16 protein-coding genes are annotated in these 19,453 nt (G+C 74.5%); 8 read left to right on the plus strand and 8 right to left on the minus strand.

Annotation, left to right across the window (positions count from 1 at the left end; all coding sequences use genetic code 11):
- Positions 1–10: 10 nt before the first annotated feature.
- The 4 genes from thrS to L3X23_RS10815 form a co-directional block, all read right to left on the minus strand.
- The gene (thrS, locus tag L3X23_RS10800; RefSeq protein ID WP_237192081.1) at positions 11–2,053 is read right to left on the minus strand and encodes a threonine--tRNA ligase; all 2,043 of its coding nucleotides are present in this window, start codon (positions 2,051–2,053) and stop codon (positions 11–13) included.
- A 73-nt stretch (positions 2,054–2,126) separates the two neighbouring features.
- Positions 2,127–2,954, minus strand: coding sequence for a hypothetical protein (locus L3X23_RS10805; protein ID WP_237192082.1), 828 nt, complete (start codon positions 2,952–2,954; stop codon positions 2,127–2,129).
- Between the two features lie 34 nt (positions 2,955–2,988).
- The gene (locus L3X23_RS10810) at positions 2,989–3,432 is read right to left on the minus strand and encodes a hypothetical protein (RefSeq protein WP_237192083.1); all 444 of its coding nucleotides are present in this window, start codon (positions 3,430–3,432) and stop codon (positions 2,989–2,991) included.
- 159 nt (positions 3,433–3,591) lie between these two features.
- Entirely contained in the window at positions 3,592–5,355 is a 1,764-nt protein-coding gene (locus tag L3X23_RS10815) for a hypothetical protein (protein ID WP_237198202.1), read from the minus strand.
- Between the two features lie 291 nt (positions 5,356–5,646).
- Between L3X23_RS10815 and L3X23_RS10820 the strand changes: the two genes are divergently transcribed.
- Together L3X23_RS10820 and L3X23_RS10825 are read left to right on the plus strand one after the other, a co-directional pair.
- Positions 5,647–6,033 carry a nuclear transport factor 2 family protein gene (locus L3X23_RS10820; RefSeq protein WP_237192084.1) on the plus strand — a complete coding sequence of 129 codons (387 nt, stop codon included), beginning with the start codon at positions 5,647–5,649 and terminating at the stop codon, positions 6,031–6,033.
- 1,859 nt (positions 6,034–7,892) lie between these two features.
- Positions 7,893–10,250 carry a transglycosylase domain-containing protein gene (locus L3X23_RS10825; RefSeq protein WP_237192085.1) on the plus strand — a complete coding sequence of 786 codons (2,358 nt, stop codon included), beginning with the start codon at positions 7,893–7,895 and terminating at the stop codon, positions 10,248–10,250.
- Between the two features lie 3 nt (positions 10,251–10,253).
- Here the strand turns inward: L3X23_RS10825 and L3X23_RS10830 are convergent, their stop codons facing one another.
- Complete coding sequence (locus tag L3X23_RS10830) at positions 10,254–10,829, minus strand: nucleoside/nucleotide kinase family protein (RefSeq protein ID WP_237192086.1); 576 nt, start codon at positions 10,827–10,829, stop codon at positions 10,254–10,256.
- On the minus strand, positions 10,817–13,207 hold the full coding sequence (locus L3X23_RS10835; protein WP_237192087.1) for a SpoIIE family protein phosphatase: 2,391 nt from the start codon (positions 13,205–13,207) through the stop codon (positions 10,817–10,819). Before L3X23_RS10835 ends, L3X23_RS10830 begins: the two co-directional genes overlap by 13 nt.
- A gap of 53 nt (positions 13,208–13,260) precedes the next feature.
- On the opposite strand from L3X23_RS10835, the gene L3X23_RS10840 reads away from it, so the two are divergent.
- From L3X23_RS10840 to L3X23_RS10855, 4 genes are read left to right on the plus strand one after another with little or no spacing between them, the layout of a single operon-like run.
- The gene (locus tag L3X23_RS10840; RefSeq protein ID WP_237192088.1) at positions 13,261–14,052 is read left to right on the plus strand and encodes an AraC family transcriptional regulator; all 792 of its coding nucleotides are present in this window, start codon (positions 13,261–13,263) and stop codon (positions 14,050–14,052) included.
- A gap of 9 nt (positions 14,053–14,061) precedes the next feature.
- Positions 14,062–14,418: a VOC family protein gene (locus L3X23_RS10845; RefSeq protein WP_237192089.1), complete on the plus strand. Its 357-nt coding sequence runs from the start codon at positions 14,062–14,064 to the stop codon at positions 14,416–14,418.
- Positions 14,415–14,771 (plus strand): MmcQ/YjbR family DNA-binding protein, encoded by a 357-nt coding sequence (locus L3X23_RS10850; protein ID WP_093078309.1) that lies wholly within the window; start codon positions 14,415–14,417, stop codon positions 14,769–14,771. Before L3X23_RS10845 ends, L3X23_RS10850 begins: the two co-directional genes overlap by 4 nt.
- Complete coding sequence (locus L3X23_RS10855) at positions 14,768–15,493, plus strand: alpha/beta fold hydrolase (protein ID WP_237192090.1); 726 nt, start codon at positions 14,768–14,770, stop codon at positions 15,491–15,493. Before L3X23_RS10850 ends, L3X23_RS10855 begins: the two co-directional genes overlap by 4 nt.
- A 39-nt stretch (positions 15,494–15,532) precedes the next feature.
- On the opposite strand, the gene L3X23_RS10860 is transcribed toward L3X23_RS10855, so the two are convergent.
- Both L3X23_RS10860 and L3X23_RS10865 read right to left on the minus strand, forming a co-directional pair.
- The gene (locus L3X23_RS10860) at positions 15,533–15,937 is read right to left on the minus strand and encodes a TIGR03668 family PPOX class F420-dependent oxidoreductase (protein WP_237192091.1); all 405 of its coding nucleotides are present in this window, start codon (positions 15,935–15,937) and stop codon (positions 15,533–15,535) included.
- Positions 15,934–16,824, minus strand: a complete 891-nt coding sequence (locus L3X23_RS10865) for an SMP-30/gluconolactonase/LRE family protein (protein WP_237192092.1) — start codon at positions 16,822–16,824, stop codon at positions 15,934–15,936. The genes L3X23_RS10860 and L3X23_RS10865 overlap by 4 nt, the downstream gene beginning before the upstream one ends.
- Before the next feature lie 116 nt (positions 16,825–16,940).
- On the opposite strand from L3X23_RS10865, the gene L3X23_RS10870 reads away from it, so the two are divergent.
- On the plus strand, positions 16,941–17,927 hold the full coding sequence (locus tag L3X23_RS10870) for a pirin family protein (RefSeq protein WP_237192094.1): 987 nt from the start codon (positions 16,941–16,943) through the stop codon (positions 17,925–17,927).
- A complete protein-coding gene (locus tag L3X23_RS10875) occupies positions 17,924–18,232 on the plus strand; it encodes a GNAT family N-acetyltransferase (RefSeq protein ID WP_237192095.1) in 309 nt (102 codons plus the stop codon). The genes L3X23_RS10870 and L3X23_RS10875 overlap by 4 nt, the downstream gene beginning before the upstream one ends.
- The last annotated feature ends 1,221 nt before the right edge of the window (positions 18,233–19,453 follow it).

Below are 19,453 nucleotides of genomic sequence, written 5' to 3' on the forward strand. Positions count from 1 at the left end.
GTCCGCGAGCCTAGACGGTGAAGGTCTCGGCGGTCGGGTTCACGTTGCTGCGGCTCGCGATCCACGCGACGACGGCCTCCACGGCCTGCGCCACCGGGATGCCGTTGACCTGCGACCCGTCCCGGAAGCGGAAGCTGACCGCACCCGCCTCCACGTCCCGCGCGCCCGCCAGCAGCAGGAACGGCACCTTCGCGAGGGTGTGGGTGCGGATCTTCTTCTGCATCCGGTCGTCCCCCGCGTCGAGCTCCACGCGCACGCCGCGCTCGCGCAGCAGGCCGACGACCTCCTCCACGGCGGGCACCTGCTCGTCGGTGACCGGGATGGCGACGACCTGGGTCGGCGCCAGCCAGGCCGGGAACGCACCCGCGTAGTGCTCCAGGAGCACGCCGAAGAACCGCTCGATGGAGCCGAACAGCGCGCGGTGGATCATGACCGGCCGCTGCCTGCTGCCGTCCGACGCCGTGTACTGCAGGTCGAAGCGCTCCGGCAGCATCAGGTCGACCTGGATGGTGGACATCTGCCAGCTGCGGCCGATCGCGTCCTTCACCTGCACGCTGATCTTGGGCGCGTAGAAGGCGGCGCCGCCCGGGTCCTCGGTGAGCGTGAGCCCGGTCTCCTCGGCGACCTTGCGCAGCACCGCGGTGGCGCGCTCCCACTCCTCGTCCGAGCCGATGGACTTCTCCGGGTTGCGGGTGGAGATCTCCAGGTAGAAGTCGTCCAGGCCGTAGTCCCGCAGCAGGTTGAGCACGAAGTCCAGCAGGGAGGCGATCTCGCCCTCCATCTGCTCCTCGGTGCAGTAGATGTGCGCGTCGTCCTGGGTGAAGCCGCGGGCACGGGTCAGGCCGTGCACCACGCCGGACTTCTCGTACCGGTACACGGTCCCGAACTCGAACAGCCGCAGCGGCAGCTCGCGGTAGCTGCGGCCGCGCGCGTCGAAGATCAGGTTGTGCATCGGGCAGTTCATCGGCTTGAGGTAGTAGTCCTGGCCGGGCTTGCGGACGGTCCCGTCCGCGTTGCGCTCCTCGTCGAGGATCATGCCCGGGTACATGCCCTCCTCGTACCACTCGAGGTGGCCGGAGGTCCGGAACAGCTGCCCCTTGGTGATGTGCGGGGTGTTGACGAACTCGTACCCGGCCCGCTCGTGCTTGCGCCGGGAGTAGTCCTCCAGCTCCTTGCGGATCACACCGCCCTTGGGGTGGAACACCGGCAGACCCGAGCCGATCTGGTCCGGGAAGGAGAACAGGTCCAGCTCGGCGCCGAGGCGGCGGTGGTCGCGGCGCTCGGCCTCGGCGACGCGCTCCAGGTAGGCGTCGAGCGCCTCCTGCGACTCCCACGCGGTGCCGTAGATGCGCTGCAGCTGCGGGTTCTTCTCCGACCCCCGCCAGTACGCCGCGGCGGTCCTGGTCAGCGCGAACGCCGGGATGTACTTCGTGGTCGGCAGGTGCGGGCCGCGGCACAGGTCCGACCAGACGGTGGCGCCGGTGTGCGCGTGGACGTTGTCGTAGATCGTGAGCTCGCCGGAGGAGTCGATCTCGACCACGTCCTCCTCGGGGCCCTTGAGGTCGATCAGCTCCAGCTTGTACGGCTCGTCCTTGAGCTCGGCGCGGGCCTCGTCCTTCGACGCGAACAGCCGCCGGGAGAACCGCTGGCCGGACTTGATGATCTTCTTCATCGCCGACTCGAGCTTGCGCAGATCCTCCGGCGTGAAGGGCTTCTCGACGTCGAAGTCGTAGTAGAAGCCGTCCGTGACGGGCGGGCCGATGCCGAGCTTGGCCTCCGGGTACAGCTGCTGCACCGCCTGCGCCAGGACGTGCGCGGCGGAGTGCCGGATCACGCTGCGGCCCTCGTCGGAGTCCGCGGTGACCGGCACGACCTCGGCGTCCGCCTCGGGTGCCCACGCGAGGTCCTTGAGGTTCCCCTGCCCGTCCTTCACCACGACGATCGCCTGCGGCCCGCTCGTCGGCAGGCCCGCCTCCCGGATCCGGGCCCCCGCGGTCGTCCCCGCGGGCACCGTGATCGGCGCGGACGCGGGCGGGGCGGGTGCTGCGGACACAGGAGACTCCTCGAGGAATCGAACGAACGGTCCCCCCGATGCTAGTGCGGGGCCGCCACCCGGTTCTCGCGGGTCAGGACCGGCGGCGCAGCACCAGATGATCGGTCTCGGCGCGGGTCCGCAGCGTGCGCCGCGGCGGCGGCGGCTCGCCGGGCACCACGGGGTCGAACCAGTCCGAGGCCGCGGACGCCGGCTCCGGTGCGGGTGCGGGTGCGGGTGCGTGCCGGTCGCCCGAGTGCGTCCCCGCGAGTCCCCCGCCCCCGGCCCGCGAGTCCCCCACCTCGGGCACGCGAGTCGGGCGGATCGTGCGCTCGGATCCGCCCGGCGCCCGGACGACGGCGAACGGCGCCGTCGCCGGTACCGGCGCGGTGTGCCCACCCGGGCCCGGCTCGCCGTGCTCCGGTGCACGCGGGGCGGGGACCGCGACGGCGACCGCAGGGGGTTCGACGGCCGGGCGCGGCGGTGCGGGCCGGACCGGCGGGCCCGAGGGCACGAGCGCCCGGGGATCGATCCGGTCGAGCAGCCTGCGCACCCGCCGCAGGTTCCGCTCGGGTGCCGCGACGAGCACGGCGACCGCGACCCCGCCGCCGACGGGATCCGGCAGCGGACGCACGAGGTGGAACACCGCCTCGCCCTGTCGGACGACGACCTCCGCGGTCGAGCGCCGCAGCACCCGGGCGAGGTCCGCGGTCGACCGCAGGACCTCCACCTGGGCCGCGGCCACGGCGTCGGGATCGACCCCGGGGTCCAGGCGGAGCCCGTCGGAGAACGCGACGTCGAGCGCCAGCCCGCTCTCGACGTCCACCAGCGCGGCCGCCAGCACCTCCGGTCTGCGCAGCACCTCGTGGGCGGCGCTGCGCAGCGGTCCGGGAGCGCCTGCGGTTCCGGCTCGACTCGGCACGGACGTCCTCGCGGGTGGGTCGGGATGGCTGGGGTCAGCGCGGGGCGGGCGCCTGGAAGTACTGGCTGTCGCCGCCCTGCGGGGCACGGGCGCCCGCGTTCGGGTGCGACATGTAGAACTCCTGCTCGATGATCTTGAGGTCGCGCCGGGCCATCGCCAGGTTGGCCTGCGCGCGGTTGAGCACCAGGTAGAAGAACAGCTTCTCGTCCGGCAGGCCGCGGATCAGCCGGATCAGGTGGTACTGGTTGTCGAGGGTGATCAGGATGTCCTCGATGTTCTCGCGCAGGCCCAGCTTCTGGGTCACCTCGATCTTGGTGCGGACCACGTCGCTGTTGCCCGGGGCCGCCACCTCCAGGTCGAACTCGGCGCTGCCGCCGCGGGAGCCGAGCGTCATGCCGCTCTCGTAGTCCACGAGGGCCACGGCGAACGCGCCCTTGATGTTGGCGGCCATGTCCAGAGAATGCTCGATCGAGCTCATCGGTGTGCCTTTCGATCATCCGTTGCGGGATGATCTTCCATTGCGGGGACGGGGGAACGGGAACGGTAGCGCAGAATCGTCACGAGGACGTTTTCGGGGGGCGTCGAGGATCGCACCGCCGGCGATATCGGCGATTGTCCGGCAGCGCGGCGGCGCGCGTCACGACAGCCTCCGGCGCAACCCGTCGGCGAGCCGGCGCAGGGTCGAGAGATCGGTGGACCACCGCCGTTCGTCCGCGGCGCCGTCGGGGGGTGTGCGCGACGGTGGCACCACGGCACGCCCCGTCCGCCGGGGCAGGGGGGCGGGCGGGCCCGCGGGGTCGCCCGCATGGGCCGTGTCGAGCGGGCCGCCGCGGGCGGCCGCACCGGAGGACTCCCGCGCGGCGTCCGCACTCGGCTCCTGGACCGCGTCCGACGCCGGCGCGGCACCCCCGGTGGCCTCTTCCGGCGGATCCGAGGCATCAGCGGTGCGGGCGGCCGCGGCCTCCGACACCGCTGCGCGGGGTGTTGCCGTGGCCGGTGCCGCCGGGGCGGGTGCCGCCGGGGCGGGTGCCGCCGGGGCGGGTGCCGCCGGGGCGGAGGCCGCCGGGCCTTGTGCCGCCGGGCCTTGTGCCGCCGGGCCTTGTGCCGCCGGGCCTTGTGCCGTCGGGTCCGGTGCTGTCGGGTCCGGTGCTGTCGGGTCCGGTGCTGTCGGGCCTTGTGCCGCCGGGTCCGGTCTCGGGTCCGGACCCCCGCCGTCCGGTGCGCGGCGCGCCGGTCCGGGATCCATGGGCGAGGTGCGCGGCGTGGGGACCGGGTGAGCGGGCCGGGCGGGGACGGAACGGACGGGGGCGGGGCGAACAGGCGCGTCGGGAACGGGCGCTGTGGGAACGGGGGCGGGGCGAACAGGGGCGGCGGGAACGGGGGCGGAGCGGGCGGCGTCAGGCCCGGGCCTGGGCGCGGGCGTGGGCAGCGGGGGGCGCGCCCGGTGGGCCGCGGCGAAGAACTCGGCGACGGAGGCGGCCCGGGCCGCGGGCTCCCGGAGGAGCCGATTCGCGCTGGTCGGAGCGGGATCCCCCCGACTGGGGGCGTGCCGTCGGCCCTCGGTCGCGACGAGCCCGGCGGCCCCGCGTGGCGTGGGAACCACTCCAGGCACGTCGGCCCCGAGGGGCACCGGGGCCGCACCGGACACGTCGGTCCCGGCGGGCACGTCGGTCCCGGGAAGCACCGCGGCCCCGGGCGCGTCGACCCCTTCGGTCGTCGTGGTGGGCGCCGACGCGGGCGCCGTCCCAGGCGCCGCTGTGGGCCCCGCGGTGGGCGTCGCGGTGGGCGTCGCGGTGGGCCCCGCGGTGGGCCCCGCGGTGGGCGTCGCGGTGGGCGTCGCGGTGGGCGTCGTCCCAGGCGCCGCGGTCGGCGTCGTCGTAGGGCCGGCGATGTCGGAGTCGGGCGTGCCCGGCGGCCGTATGCCGGGCCCCGGGAAGCGGACGGGGGCGGCGGGCAGCGCGGTCGGCGGGACCGCGGGACGAGCCGCGGACGTCGAGCCGGTGCCCGGACGGGGCGGAGCCCCCGCGAGCACCTGGATCTCGCGCAGCGTGCCGGCCACGTTCGCGCGGGCACGGATCAGCCGCACGTACAGCACATCGCGTGCGGCCGGGGCGTCTCCGGCCCCGCCGGGGGCGCCCCGGCCGACCTCGCCGCGGGGCGCCGGAGCGAGCACCTGCACGGTCCGCGGCCCGGTCACGACGACGCTCTGCAGCGCCCCGGCACGCCCGCCCGCGAGTCCCGCGACGCCGACGAAGGCGTCGAGGATCTCCCCCACCGGCACCGGCGGCCCACCGGCGCCGACGGCCTCGACGATCGACCCGTCGCCCGCGTCGAGAACGCACGCGTACGACACCCCGGGCAGTTTCCCCAGGGTGTCGGCGAACGATTTTCGAGCGGGCACGAGAAACCCTCTCACACTTCCGCGGAGACCTCATTGCCGACCTTTTCGGCCGACGATTTCCAGGGCCGGAGAAACGAGTCTCCTGACCCACTCGGTCCAGTGTTCGGCCCCCCGGATGCTGCGGCGAAGAACGTCGAGAAAGGGGACCTTCGGCCCTGGCGGGTGGCACCCGCCGACAGGGCGCCCGGCCACGGCGCCGCCGCACGGGACGGGACGCGCATCCGGCCGCCGGCTCGCGCCGCCGTCCGGACGGTGGTGGTGCCCGCCCGGCCCACGTGATCGGATGCCGGGATGAGCAGCGACAGGTTCGCCCGGTTCCGGGCCGCGGTCGAGCGCGGGGACGCCGACGCCGCGGCCGATCTCTTCACCGCCGACGCGGTGTTCCACTCGCCGATCGTGCACAAGCCCTACGAGGGCCGCGAGTCGCTGCGGATGATCCTGCGCGCGGTCGTGCGGGTCTTCGAGGACTTCCGCTACGACGCCGAGTTCGCCGGCCCCGACGGGCACGTGCTCTGGTTCCGGACCCGGGTCGGTGAGCGGGCCCTCGACGGCGTCGACATCCTGCGCGACGGCGCCGACGGGCTGGTCGAGCTCACCGTCATGGTGCGGCCCTACTCCGCGGCCACCGAGCTCCGCGCCCGCATGGCCGCCCTCCTCGCCGAGCAGGGCACCGGCTGACGACGCGCGTCCCTCGGATCCTCAGGTTCCCGGCGATCCGACCCCCGATCATCCGGCCGGCCCAGCACCCGCCACGCGTCCCCGGACGCGACGCTCAGGTCCCTGACCATCCGAGGCCCCGACAATCCGACCCGCCCAACACTCGACGGCGGCCGCCCCGCACGACCCGCAGGTTCCGGACCATCCAGCAACCCGACCATCCGCCCCCACCCGACACCCGACGGCGGCCACCACGCACGACCCGCAGGTTCCGAGCCGTCCCGCAATCCGACCATCCGGCCCGCCCAGCACCCGCCGTGGGCCAACCCGCACCAAACGCAGGTTCCGGACCATCCGGCGCTCTGACCATCCGGCCTGACCGACACCCGACGTGGGCGTCCCTGCACGACGTTCAGGTCCCTGACGACCCGAAGCCCAGACCATCCGGCCGGGCCCGATTCGGCCCCGCCCGGCAGCCGACGAGGGACAGCCCGCGCCAGACTCAGGTTCCGGACCATCGAGCAGCCCGACCATCCGAACCGCCCAGAAACCCGCTACGAGCCCACCCCGCGAGCCTCAGGTACCTGTCGGTCCGGGCCTTCCATCGTCCGGCGCCGGGGCACTCGGCAACCCCGGCCGTCAGGAACCTGAGCCACCTGGCACCGGCCCCGGCTGCAGCGGGGGGCCACGCTCACATCCGTCCGGAGCAGTCGCTGTCACGCACCGTCGTCGGGATCGCCAGGATGACCGGGGCGGGGTGCCGTCATTCGGGTGAGTTCGATCTGGTGCCGCACCGCGGCCCTGGGCTGGGCCGTTGAGCCTCCAGACAGTCGTACGAGGCACCCGAACGGATCCCTCGGGTTGCGCCGTACGGCCTCTTCGTGCCCGGCCGTCCACCACCGACCGGGTGCACCGGACGGCGAGGGAGGATGAGCGTGCGCGGAGGCGGCCACGGCCCGGCTCGGCCCGATGCGTCCGTCCCCCCGTCCGAGGGCCGGTCGGTGCCGGCGGCCCGCACCGCGCCCGACTCCGGCACCTCCGGACCCGACGGCGCGGACGGCCCGCGGGGACCGCAGGGACCGCGCTCCCGGCACGCCGAGCTCCTCCGCCGGGCCTTGGAACAACGCAACAGCGCCGACGTGCCGCAGGCGGGTCCGGCGGGGAGCGCGACGCCGGGTTCCGTCCGCCCTCCCGCAGGCCGCTCGGCCGCGCCGGGATCCGCCGCTCCCGCACCGGCCCGTCCCGGATCGGCCGGGTCGCGACCGCTCGGGCCGGCGTCGGCCGGGTCGGGACCGGTCGGGTCGGCGTCGGTGGGTCCTGCATCGTCGGGCCCGCCGCCGGCCGGGTCGAGATCAGCCGGTCCGGCGCCGGGCGTCCCGAGCGCGACGACACCGGGACCCGCCGGCTCCGCGGGCGTGGGCCCGCGCCGGGACCACACCGTTCGCCCCTCGGACTCCGAGCGCACCGGCCGTCCCGGCCCCGCCCACCTGCGCTCGGACCGCCCGGAAACCGACGAGACGAGCCCGGACCGTCCGAGCGCCGCCCACACCGTCCGCCCGCCGGACCGCGAGCACCCGGGACGTCTGCGCGCCGGGGACGTCGGCCCGAGTGCCGACCGCACGAACCCCGACCGCACGAACCCCGACCGCGCGAACCCCGACCGCACGAACCCGAACCGTCCCGACTCTGCCCGCACGGTCCACCCCGGTCACCGCGAGGAACCCGGCCGATCTCCCCGCGGACTGAGCTCCGACCGCACAACCCCAGACCGCACAACCCCAGACCGCACGGCGTCGACGCGCACCACCCGCACCCGTGCCACCGCGGCCGCCACCACGGACGCCACCAGGACCTCCACCACGGGCCCCGCCGACACCACCGTGAGCGCGCCGACCAGGCAGCACGCGGCGCCGAGCGGACGTCGTCGGGCGGGCAAACGCTCCGGGGTGGGTTGGTGGCAGACCCCCGACAGCCGCCGCCCCACCGGCGGCGGCGGGCTGAGCACCGGGATCCCCGCCGCGCCCGAGCCGGTCCGCCCGATCCGCCGGGGTGTGTTCGCGCCCGTCGACCTGCTGCGGCGTCGTTTCGGCCCCGGCGCCCGCGCCCGACTCGCCGCGATGACCCCCGCGCAGCGGGCGGCGCGGCGCCGCCGCACGATCCTGTGGTCGGTCGCGGCGGGCCTCGGGCTCGTCGTCGGGGTGCCGTTGCTGCTGCTCGGGATCGGCTACCTGGCGTTCGCCGTGCCGACCGCCGACCAGGCGGTCAACAACCAGGTCGCGACGATCTCCTACGCCGACGGCTCCGACCTGACCCGGCTCGTCCCGGAGGCGGGCAACCGCACGAAGGTGTCCTTCGACCAGATCCCGCCGCACGTCCGGGAGGCCGTGCTCGCGGCCGAGGACCGCAGCTTCTACTCCAACCCCGGGTTCGACGTCACCGGCATCGCCCGGGCGGTGTGGAACCAGCTGCGCGGCGGCTCCGGCGGCGGCTCGACGATCACCCAGCAGTACGTCAAGAACGCCCTGGTCGGCGACCAGGCGACGCTGTGGCGCAAGTACAAGGAGCTGATCGTCAGCCTGAAGGTGAGCCAGGAGAAGTCGAAGGACGAGGTCCTCACCGACTACCTGAACACCATCTACTTCGGACGCGGCGCCTACGGCATCCAGTCCGCGGCGCAGGCGTACTTCGCGAAGGACGTCGGGCAGCTGACCCCGGCGGAGGGGGCGCTGCTGGCAGGCGTCATCCAGTCCCCGTCGCGGTGGGACCCGGCCATCGACCCGCAGAAGGCGGTGCAGCGCTGGGACTTCGTGATGGACGGCATGGTCGGCGAGGGCTGGCTGTCCCCCGGCGACCGCGCCGCCGCCACCTTCCCCGCTACCCAGCAGCGCAAGGTCGGCGGCACGGGCACGTTCGCGGACAGCCGCGGCCACGTCGTGAACGCGGTGAAGGCCGAGCTGGACTCCCTGGGGATCTCCGACCAGGAGATGTCGCAGGCGGGCCTCACGATCACCACGACGATCGACCCCGCCCAGCAGGAGAAGGCGGTGAACGCGGCGCAGGAGGCCCTGGCCGGGCAGCCGGACAACCTGCGCAGCGCGGTCGTGGCCATCGACCCGAACACCGGCGGCGTCCAGGCCTACTACGGCGGGGACAACGGCGTCGGCCTCGACTACGCGCGGGTCAGCAAGCAGCCCGGCTCCACGTTCAAGCCGTTCGTGGTCCTGGCCGCGCTGATGCACGACCCGCCGATCGGGCTCGGCACCGTGTTCGACGGCAGCGAGCAGGGCGGTCCCCGCAACGCGGACGGGGCGGACTGCCCCCGCTGCGACGTGAAGCAGGCGATGACGTTGTCCAACAACGTCATCTTCACGACGCTCGCGGCGAAGGTCGGCCCGGAGAACGTCGCCGCGGCCGCCCGCGCCGCAGGCATCACCTCCCCGCTCGACGACCCCGACGCGCGTCTCGCCCTGGGCAACAAGGAGGTCACCCCCGTCGAGCTGGCGTCGGCGTACGCGACGATCGCGGCGGGCGGGGTCTGGCACGCACCGCACTTCATCTCCAAGGTCGTCACCGCGGACGGCCGGGTGCTCTACGAGGCGCCCGACGCCACCGGCGAGCGCCGGTTCAGCGAGCGGGTGGCCCGCAACACCGTGGAGGCCATGCTGGACGTCGCGCCCGCGGACGACCGCTCGATCGGCAGGCCGGTCGCGGCCAAGACGGGCACGGTGCAGTCGCGGTTCGAGGGCGAGAACAACGACGCCTGGTTCTCCGGCTTCACCCCCGGCCTCGCGACGACGGTCTGGGTCGGCACCGACATGAACTCCCCCATCCGGACGGCGTCCGGCACCCCGATCGAGGGGAAGTCGCTGCCGGGTGAGGTGTGGCAGACCTTCATGAAGGAGGCCGTCGCGGACCAGCCGCCGCAGAGCTTCGGCGGGTACACCCCGATCGGCGAGCGGGCGTCGGAGCTGCCGCCGAACGAGACGCCGACGCCGACCCCCACCCCGGAGCCGACCACGCAGGCCGAGGTCCCGCCCGCGGCCGACACCCCGGCCCCTCCCCCGCCCGACGGCGGGCCACCGGCCGGACCGCAGCCCGGCGCCCCCGCCGACGGCACCGATCCCGTGCCGCCGCAGCAGCAGTCGGCGGACCCGCGGGAGCGCGGGCTGCTCGCCCCCGAGGGCCGCACCGCCCAAGACCAGCCCGCCCCGGACTGCAGCGTCACCCCCTGCGGCTGAGGGTCACGGGACCAGCAGGTCCGCCCGCTCTCGCGTGGACTCGACGAGCCGTGCGTTCGGCTCGTCGACCCGCGCCACCCACGCCTCGGCGTCGGCCGGGCTCTTCCCGAACTCCACGTGCCGGGCGACGAGGCGCTCGCGCCGCACGCCCGCGGGCGGGTCGCAGTACCAGACCTCGGTGAGCGCGGCGGCCACCGCGGGCCAGAGCAGCAGGTAGTTCCCCTCGGTCACGACCAGCGGTGCCCCGGCGGGTACCCGGATGGCCCCGGCCAGCGGCTGTTCCAGGTCCCGCTCGAACATCGGCGCCCACACCGCCTCGCCCGCCCGGATCCGACGCAGCAGCGCCACGTACCCGTCCGCGTCGAAGGTCTCCGGTGCGCCTTTGCGGTCCCGCAGACCGAGCCCCTCCAACGCGACGTCCGCCAGGTGGAACCCGTCCATCGGCACGTGCACCGCGCCGGGCACGGCCGCCACGACCGCGCGGGCGAGCGTGGTCTTGCCCGCGCCCGGTGGCCCGGTGACGCCGAGGATCGCGGGGGTGCCCGCGAGACCGCGCGCCCGCGCGATCAGCTCGTGCACCGGACCGCCAGCACCACGATGTCGTCACCGGTGTCCGCGGGCGTCCCCGCGACCAGGTGGTCGCAGAGCTCCTCCAGGCCCAGCGCGGCGCCGGACCGGGCCAGGGCGAGCAGGGCGCGGTCCGCGCAGTCGTCGGGATCGTCCCGGCGCTCCGCCAGGCCGTCGGTGTAGAGCACGAGGGTCGAGCCGGGCGGCAGTGGCACCTCCTGGTCGTGGCGCAGCCGCTCCGGGTCCACCCCCAGCACGACGTCCACGGCGCCGCCGATGTGCTCGACCGCACCGTCGGCGTCGATCAGCAGGGGGACGGGGTGCCCGGCGTTGGACCAGCGGAACACCATCCCGCCGCCGCGCACCAGGATCCGTCCGTGGACGAGTGTGGTGAACCGCGTGACGTCGAGCCGCGAGGCCACCCGGTCCAACCGGCGCAGCACGTCCGACGGCGCCCCGTCGGTGTCGTAGGCCAAGGCGCGCAACATGCTCCGCAGCTGCCCCATCGTCGCCGCGGCGGCGAGATCGTGCCCCGCCACGTCCCCGACGGCGAGGGCGAGGTCGCCGAACGGGAGCCGGAACACGTCGTACCAGTCGCCGCCGACCTCGAGCTCCGCGGCGGCGGGCCGGTAGCGGCAGGCCACCTCCAGCCCGCCGATGCCGATGTCCGCCATGGCGGGCGGCTCGGTGAGCATCGACTCCTGCAGCGCCAGGGACACCTGGCGCGTCTGCTGGAACCGCCGACCGTGCTCCACCGCCGCCGACGCCCGCGCCGCGAGCTCGGTGACCAGTGCCAGGTCGTCCGGGGTGTACTCGGGCCGGTCGCCGCAGCTCGCGAACAGCAGCCCGGCCGTGACCCGGCCGCCGGAGAGGACCGGCGCCACGAGCCGGGAGTTCATCCCGACCGCGCGCGCCCACTCGAACATCTCCGGGGTGCCCGCCCAGTGGTCGGTCTCGATCGGGTCCAGCTCCAGCTCCGGGCGCCGGGTCCGCACGGCCCTGGCCAGCGGGTGGTCGGGGCCGAACACGAACCGCGCCGCCCCGTCGGTGGTCCCGTCGGCCGCGCCGGGCACCGGGGGCAGCCCGGGCGCGGCCCGGGTGACCCAGCGCCGCCCGCGCACGGGCCTGCCGGGCGCGGGTGCCTCGGTGTCGTCCACGAGGTAGACGCGGCAGAGGTCGGCGAACTCGGGGACGACGGCGTCGGCGAGGGCCAGCAGCTCGGTCTCCGGGTCCAGCGCGGTGTTCACGGCGAGGGTGGCGCCCGCCAGGACGTCGAGGCGGTGCCGCGAGCGCCACTCGTCGTCGATGTCGGTCTCGGTGCCGACCCACTCGACGACCACGCCGTCCTCCAGCACCGGCACCGCACGGGACCGGTACCAGCGCCAGCCCCGTCCGGCGCGCAGCCGGTGGACGTGCTCGAAGTCCGCGCCGCGCGCCACGGCCGCCGCCCACGCCGCCCGCTTGCCCGCCCGGTCGGCCGGGTGCACGGCGTCGAGGAAACCCCAGCCCAGGTACTCCTCCCGGCTTTGTCCCGACACCGCCCGGAAGCTCGGCGAGTCCTCGCGCGCGCTGCCGTCCGACTCGCGGATCCAGACCGCCGAGGCGGTCGCGTCGACGAGGCTGCGGTAGCGGCGCAGCACCTGCTCGCGCGCCGCGGCGAGCGCGGCCAGCTCGCGGCGGGACTGCTCGGACTGCGTGACGTCCAGGACCACGAGCCCCACCCCGAGGATGGACCCGTTGCGGTCGCGCACCGGATAGCAGTTGATCATCCAGGACTGCTCGGGGCCGTGTCCCTGCCACAGCCTGCCGGTGAGCGGCCAGTCGGTGCGCGGGACGCCGGTGGCGATCACCTCGCGCATGACCTCGCCGATCCGGACGCCCGTCTCGCCGTGCAGCTCCTCGACGGTGCGCCCGTTCCGCCCGTCCTCCGTGCCGCCGTCCATCGCGGTGATCGCCGTGTTCAGCCTGCGGTACCGCAGGTCCGTGTCGAAGTACGCCAACCCGACGGGGGCGTTCTGCCACAACGCGTCCAGCAGCGAGAAGGCCTCGGTGCCCGCCCGCGCGTCGGAGGCGTCCTGCAGGGCGCCGACGATCCCGACCCCACCCGTGCCCGGCCCCGCGTGGACGAACAGGGTGCGCCCGGTGGGGACGTTCGCGGGCAGCGGCACCGAGACCCGGCCCGCGCGCGCCGCGTCGAACAGGGCCTGCGCCCCCGCCCGGTCCACCGGGGTCCGGTCGTGGTCGAACGGGATCTCGCCGAGCACCTCGTCCGCGGGCCAGCCGGTCAGCCGCGCGGCCTCCGTGCTCCACAGCAGCACCCGGCCCGCGGGATCCAGGGCGAACAGTCCCAGGGGCAGTTGCTCGACGACCGATGCCGCCAGCCCGTTCATGGCCGCATTATGGGTGCCGGCGCCGGATGGGCGATACGCGGCACACTGCACGGATGGAGGGGGAGTACGTCGAGCGGCGACCGCCGCCCGTGTTGCGCCCCTTCGTGCGCAGGCTGCAGGGCTACCGGGAGTTCAGCGCGGCCCCGCTGCGCCGCCGTCAGGCGCCGGTCGGGTCCTGCACGCTCATCCTGGGGTTCGGTCCCGAGCTGCGGCTGGTCGGCCCGGCGGGCCCGTCCGCCCCGCGGTCGTTCGTCGCGGGCCTGCACACCGCGGCCGTGCTCACCGAGTTCACCGGCCACCAGCACGGCATGCAGGTGGACCTCACGCCGATCGGCGCGTTCGTGCTGCTGCGCAGGCCCGGCGCGGACCTGGCCGATCTCGTCCCGACCCTCGACGGGCTCGACCCCGCGCTGGCGGCGCTTCCGCACCGGCTCGCCGACCTCCCCGACTGGCCGACGCGCTTCGCCGCGCTCGAGGGGTTCCTGGCCGAGCGGCTGCTCGCCGAGGACCGTCGGCTCCCCGACCCGGAGGTCGCGCACGCCTGGAACCTGTTGCGGCGCACCGCGGGCGGGATCGCGGTGAGCGCCCTCGCGGCGGAGACCGGGTGGAGCAGGCGCCACCTGCTCACGCGGTTCCGCTCCCAGATCGGCGTGGCGCCCAAGACGGCCGCGCGCGTGCTGCGGTTCGAGCGCGCCGCGCGCCTGGTCGTGGGGGGCGAGCCGCCCGGGACGGTCGCCGCGCTCTGCGGCTACAGCGACCAGGCCCACCTGACCAGGGAGTTCCGCGACCTGGCCGGACTGCCGCCGCGCGCATTCGTTCAAGACGTGACGGCCGGGTCGCCCTAGGTTTCCGGTATGGGAATCCACGCGACACTCCGCTACGACGACCCCCGCGCCGCCCTCGACTTCCTCGTCGGCACGCTGGGGCTCACCGAGGGCCGGGTGGCGACGGCGGACGACGGGACCGTCGCGCACGCCGAGCTCCGGTGGGAGGACTCGACGCTGCTGCTCGGACCGCGCAGCGGCGACCCCCGCTTCGACACCGGCCGCGCCGTCCTCTACCTCACGGCGGCCGACCCGGATGCGCTCTTCGCCCGGGTCGGCGGCGCCGAGGTCGTCCAGGAGCCGGTCGACCAGCCCTACGGCTCCCGCGAGTTCGCGGTGGCCGACCCCGAGGGCAACGTCTGGTGCTTCGGGACGTACCGCCCGTGACGGGGCCCACCTCGGCGCTCGACCGGCTCCGGGCGCTGTGTCTGGCACTCCCGGAGGCGACGGAGCGGATCAGCCACGGCGAGCCGACCTGGTTCTGCCGCAAGGTGTTCGTCTCCTTCGCCGACCACCACCACGACGACCGGCTCGCCTTCTGGTGCGCCGCACCCCCTGGGACACAGGAGGAGCTCGTCGCGGCGGAGCCCACGCGCTTCTTCCGCCCGCCGTACGTCGGGCACCGCGGCTGGCTGGGCGTCTACCTGGACGTGGAGGTGGACTGGGCCGAGATCGAGGAGATCGTCACCGAGGCCTACCGGTGCGTCGCGCCGAGGAAGCTGGTAGCACTCCTTCCGTGATCCACGGCCACGAGGTCCTCGACGTCCCCGGCGCGGGTCCCGCGCTGCTGTTCCTGCACGAGGGGCTCGGGTCCGTGGGACTGTGGAAGGGCTTCCCGGAGCGGCTCGCCGCGGCGACCGGGCGACGGGTGGTGGCGTACTCCCGGCTGGGCCACGGGTTCTCCGAGCTCCCACCCGGGCCGCGCACGCCGTCGTTCATGCACGAGGAGGCGACCACCGTCGTCCCGATGCTGATCGCGGAGCTGGGCCTCGGCGAGCCGGTCCTGGTGGGGCACAGCGACGGTGGCTCGATCGCGCTGCTCGCGGCCGCGGCGCTGCCCGTGTCCGGCCTGGTCGTGCTGGCCCCGCACGTGCTGGTGGAACCGTTCGCGCTGGAGACGATCCGCTCGGCCCGGGCGGCCTTCGAGGCGGGCGACCTGGCGCGTCGGATGGCCCGCCACCACCGGGACGCCGAGAGCACCTTCCGCAACTGGAACGACGTCTGGCTCGACCCGGCCTTCGCGAGCTGGGACCTGCGGCCGGAGCTGCCCGGCATCACCTGCCCGATCCTCGGGATCCAGGGCACGGAGGACCCCTACGGCAGCGACGTCCACGTGCAGGCGGTGCGGGACCTGGCCCGGGGCCCGGTCGACCTGCTGTTCCCCCGCTGCGGGCACGTTCCGCACCTGGAGCGCCCCGCCCTCGTCGAGTCCACCATCACCGGGTTCCTCGAGGCCTTGTGAGCGGCGATGGTCGCCAGAGCGACCATCGCCGCTCACGACCTACGCGGACCAGCCCCGGACGGACGCGGGGGTCAGGACCAGGACCGGGCCGCGGGGGTCGGCCTGCGCGTACTGCGGGTACTTGGCGCGCAACGCCTCCAGCGCCCGCTCCCACAGCCCGCCCGAGTCGACGACGTGTGCCGTGCCGTCGATCCGCACCCACCACAGCTCGGTCCAGTCCGGGGCGTAGTGGTCCACCAGGACGGCGGCCCGGGGGTCGCGCTCGACGTCCGCCAGGCGCGCCAACCGGGTGCTGCGCTTGGGTTTCACCTCGTCCACCACCGAGCACACCAGCCCGTCCACCACCGCGAACGTGATGGGGACGAGCCGGGGCGTGCCGTCGGGGCGGATCGTGGCGAGTCGGGCGACCGGGTGCGCCGCGGCCCGTGCGAGCCAGTCGGTCATGCCGGCGCTGATCCCACGGGGACCTCGACCCGCGTGGCGAGCAGCACCGCGTCCCGGGTGTGCGCCCGCTCGTGCTCGAGGAAGCTCGGGGCGCAGGCCAGGAACAGGGTCCTGCCGTCCGCGCCGCCCAGCGCCACCGCGTAGGTGTTCAGCCCGTCGGGGGTGGCCAGCTCGGCCGCGATCTCGCCGCCCTCCCGCACCCGCAGGGCGCGGTGGTGGTCGGCGTCGGCCACCCAGATGGCGCCCTCGGCGTCCGGCTCGGCGATGCCGTCGGCGACGACGGCGAGGGACGGCAGCACCTCGGAGATGTCCCGCGAGGTCGGGGGGTCGCCGAAGCGGGCCCAGTCCCGGCGGTTCGACAGGGCCCCGTCGCCCCCGACGTCGAACGCCGTCAGTCGCTCTCCGAAGCTCTCCGCCACCACCAGCGTGCGTCCGTCGCAGACGGAGCCGTTGGGGAAGAACATCTCGTCGGCGACGACCACGGCCGAGCCGTCCGGGTCCACCCGGATCAGCACGGCCGACTCCATCGGGGCGCCGTTCATCAGGTCGAACCCGAAGCAGCCGACCCAGCAGCGGCCCTGCGGGTCGACCGCCATGTCGTTGAGCACCCCCGTGGCCAGCGGGCTCAGGTCGGCGTGGGTGACCAGCGTGCCGTCCTGCTCGCGGCGCAGGATGCGCTGGTCGCGCATGGACACGATGAGCAGCCGCCCGTCCGGCAGCACCCCGGTGCCGGACGGCTGGGCGGGCACCGCGGCCTCCACCCGCAGGTCGGAGCCGTCCTCGTTCGCGCTCAGCACCCGGTGGGTGTAGAAGTCGCTGACCCACACCCGGCCGCCGCGCCAGCGCGGCCCTTCGAGGAAGGTCAGCTTCTCGAGAACGGTCTGCATGCGGTGCTCCCTTGCGCCGGAGGTGATCCCAGCGCGAACGTACCCGGGGGAACAGAGCGAGACCCGCTCATGTTGTTGCGAGTGCAAGTACCTGCCCACTCCTCCCGGAGGTCCCGATGCCCGCCGTCACCGTCGCCGACGTGACCGTCCTGCCGCGTGTCCCCGAACCCGGCCCCACCGACCTCGACCGCGGTGTCCGCTCGATCACCACCGCGCCGCGCGGGTACGAGGGCGAGGGCTTCCCGGTCCGGCGCGCCTTCCAGGGCGTCGAGCTGCGTGACCTGGACCCCTTCCTGCACATGGACCAGATGGGTGAGGTCGAGTACGCGCCCGGCGAGCCGAAGGGCACGGCGTGGCACCCGCACCGCGGCTTCGAGACGGTCACCTACATCCTCGACGGCGAGTTCGAGCACCAGGACTCCCACGGCGGCGGCGGGTCGATCACCAACGGCGACACCCAGTGGATGACGGCGGGCAGCGGCCTGCTGCACATCGAGAAGCCCCCGGAGGCGCTGGTCGCGAGCGGCGGGCTCTTCCACGGGCTGCAGCTGTGGGTCAACCTGCCCAAGGCCGACAAGTGGTTGGAGCCGAAGTACCAGGACCTGCGCGCCGCGGAGGCCGTCCTGCTCACCACACCGGACGGCGGCGCGCTGATCCGGGTGATCGCGGGCTCGCTCGCCGGGCTGGAGGGCCCGGGCTCCACCTACACCCCGATGGCGATGATGCACGCGACCGTCTCCCCCGGCGCGCGCATGCGGCTCCCCTGGCGCCGGGACTTCAACGCGCTGGTCTACGTGCTCTCGGGCGCGGGGACCGTCGGGCGGGACGACCGGCCGATCCGCGAGGGGCAGCTCGCCGTCTTCGGCCCCGGTGACCTGATCACCGTGGCGGGCAACGTCGGGCAGGACTCGCGCACCCCCGCACTCGACGTCGTCGTGCTGGGCGGGCGGCCCATCCGGGAGCCGGTCGCGTGGGGCGGCCCGTTCGTGATGAACACCCGCGAGGAGGTCATGACCGCGTTCGAGGACTACCAGAAGGGCAGGCTCGGCGTGATCCCCGCGACGTACGTCCCGCACGGCGGCCTGGGAGGATCGACCTCGTGAGCGAGCCGATGGTCCTGGACGTGCCCGAGTGGTCCCGCTTCGAGATCCACGTCGACGGGAGGTTGGCCGGCTTCGCCCAGTACCGCACCGAACCCGGAACGATCCGCTTCATCCACACCGAGATCGACGAGGCCTACGAGGGGCAGGGCCTCGGCGGCAAGCTGGCGCGCTTCGCCCTCGACGCCGCCCGCACGAGGGGCCTGGCGGTCTACCCCGACTGCCCCTTCATCCGCGGCTGGATCGCCAAGCACGAGGACTACCAGGGCCTGGTCCCGGTGGAGGCCCGCCCGCTCTACGGCCTCTGAGGAGCGCCGCCCCGGCACACTCCACCGCAGAGATCGTTCCGGGTGTGACGGGAGCGCGCCCAGCGCCGCGCTCCCGTCACCCTCGCGCGCTCAGATGATTCCGAAAGTGACACGAGCGCAGTCAGCGCCGCGCCCCCGTCACCCTCGCGCGCTCAGATCCCGAGCGCGACAGGAACGCTCCCGCGCCCACACTCCTGTGACGCTCGCACCCAGTGCTCACTCCGAACGTGACACGAGCGCGCCCAGCGCCACGCCCCCGTGACACTCGCACGCTCCGATCCCGAGCGCGACAGGAGCGCTCCCGTGCCGACGCTCCTGTGACGCTCGCATCCAGTGATCATTCCGAACGTGACACGAGCGCTCCCAGCTCCACGCCCCCGTGACGCTCGCCCGTAGACCCCGCGAGCCCCCCACCTCGGACACGCGAGTCGGACTCCTCGGACCGCGAGTCCTCCCCCACCGCTCCGCGAGCGCCCGGCCTCAGCCTGGCTCGCGCCCGTAGCGCGAAAGGCATGCGCTCCCCGTGTGTGGCGAGAACGCTTCCGTGTCACTCAGCAGCGGTGATCACTCCGGCGGTGACGGGAGCGCCCGTGCAGCTGCGCGCCGGTCACACTCGCCTGCAGAGATCACGGCGGGAGCGACGGGAGGGCTCTGGCAACCGCGCTCCCGTCACACTCGCCGCGGACCCACGCCAACGGTCGCAGGAGCGCACCGGCGACACCGCTCCTGACCCGCCACGCCCGCCGCTCGCCGCTCGCCGCGAGATCGTTCCGAGCGTGACGAGACCGCTCCCGCAGCTGCGCTCCCGTCGCACTCGCCCGCAAAGATCCTTGCGAGCGTGACGCCAGTGTTCGCAGCTCTGCACTCACGTCACGCTCGCGTGCGGAGATCGCGGGTGTGACTGGAGAGCTCGTGCAACCGCGCTCCTGTCACATTCGCCGCAGACCCACTGCGACTGTCGCGGGAGCGCTCCGCCCACGGCGTTCCCGCCACTCGCGCCCGCACCCAGTGATCATTCCCAACGCGACACGAGCGCTCCCGCGCGCACGCTCCTGTGACCCCCGCACCCAGTGATCATTCCGAACGTGACACGAGCGCTCCCGCGCCCACGCTCCTGTGACGCTCGCGCCCCGCGATCGCTCCGAGCGTGACACGAGTGCTCCTGCGCCACGCTCCTGTGACGCTCGCACCCAGCGATCGCTCCGAACGTGACACGAGCGC

This window comes from Pseudonocardia sp. WMMC193 (genome assembly GCF_021728735.1).
Lineage (GTDB): Bacteria > Actinomycetota > Actinomycetes > Mycobacteriales > Pseudonocardiaceae > Pseudonocardia > Pseudonocardia oroxyli.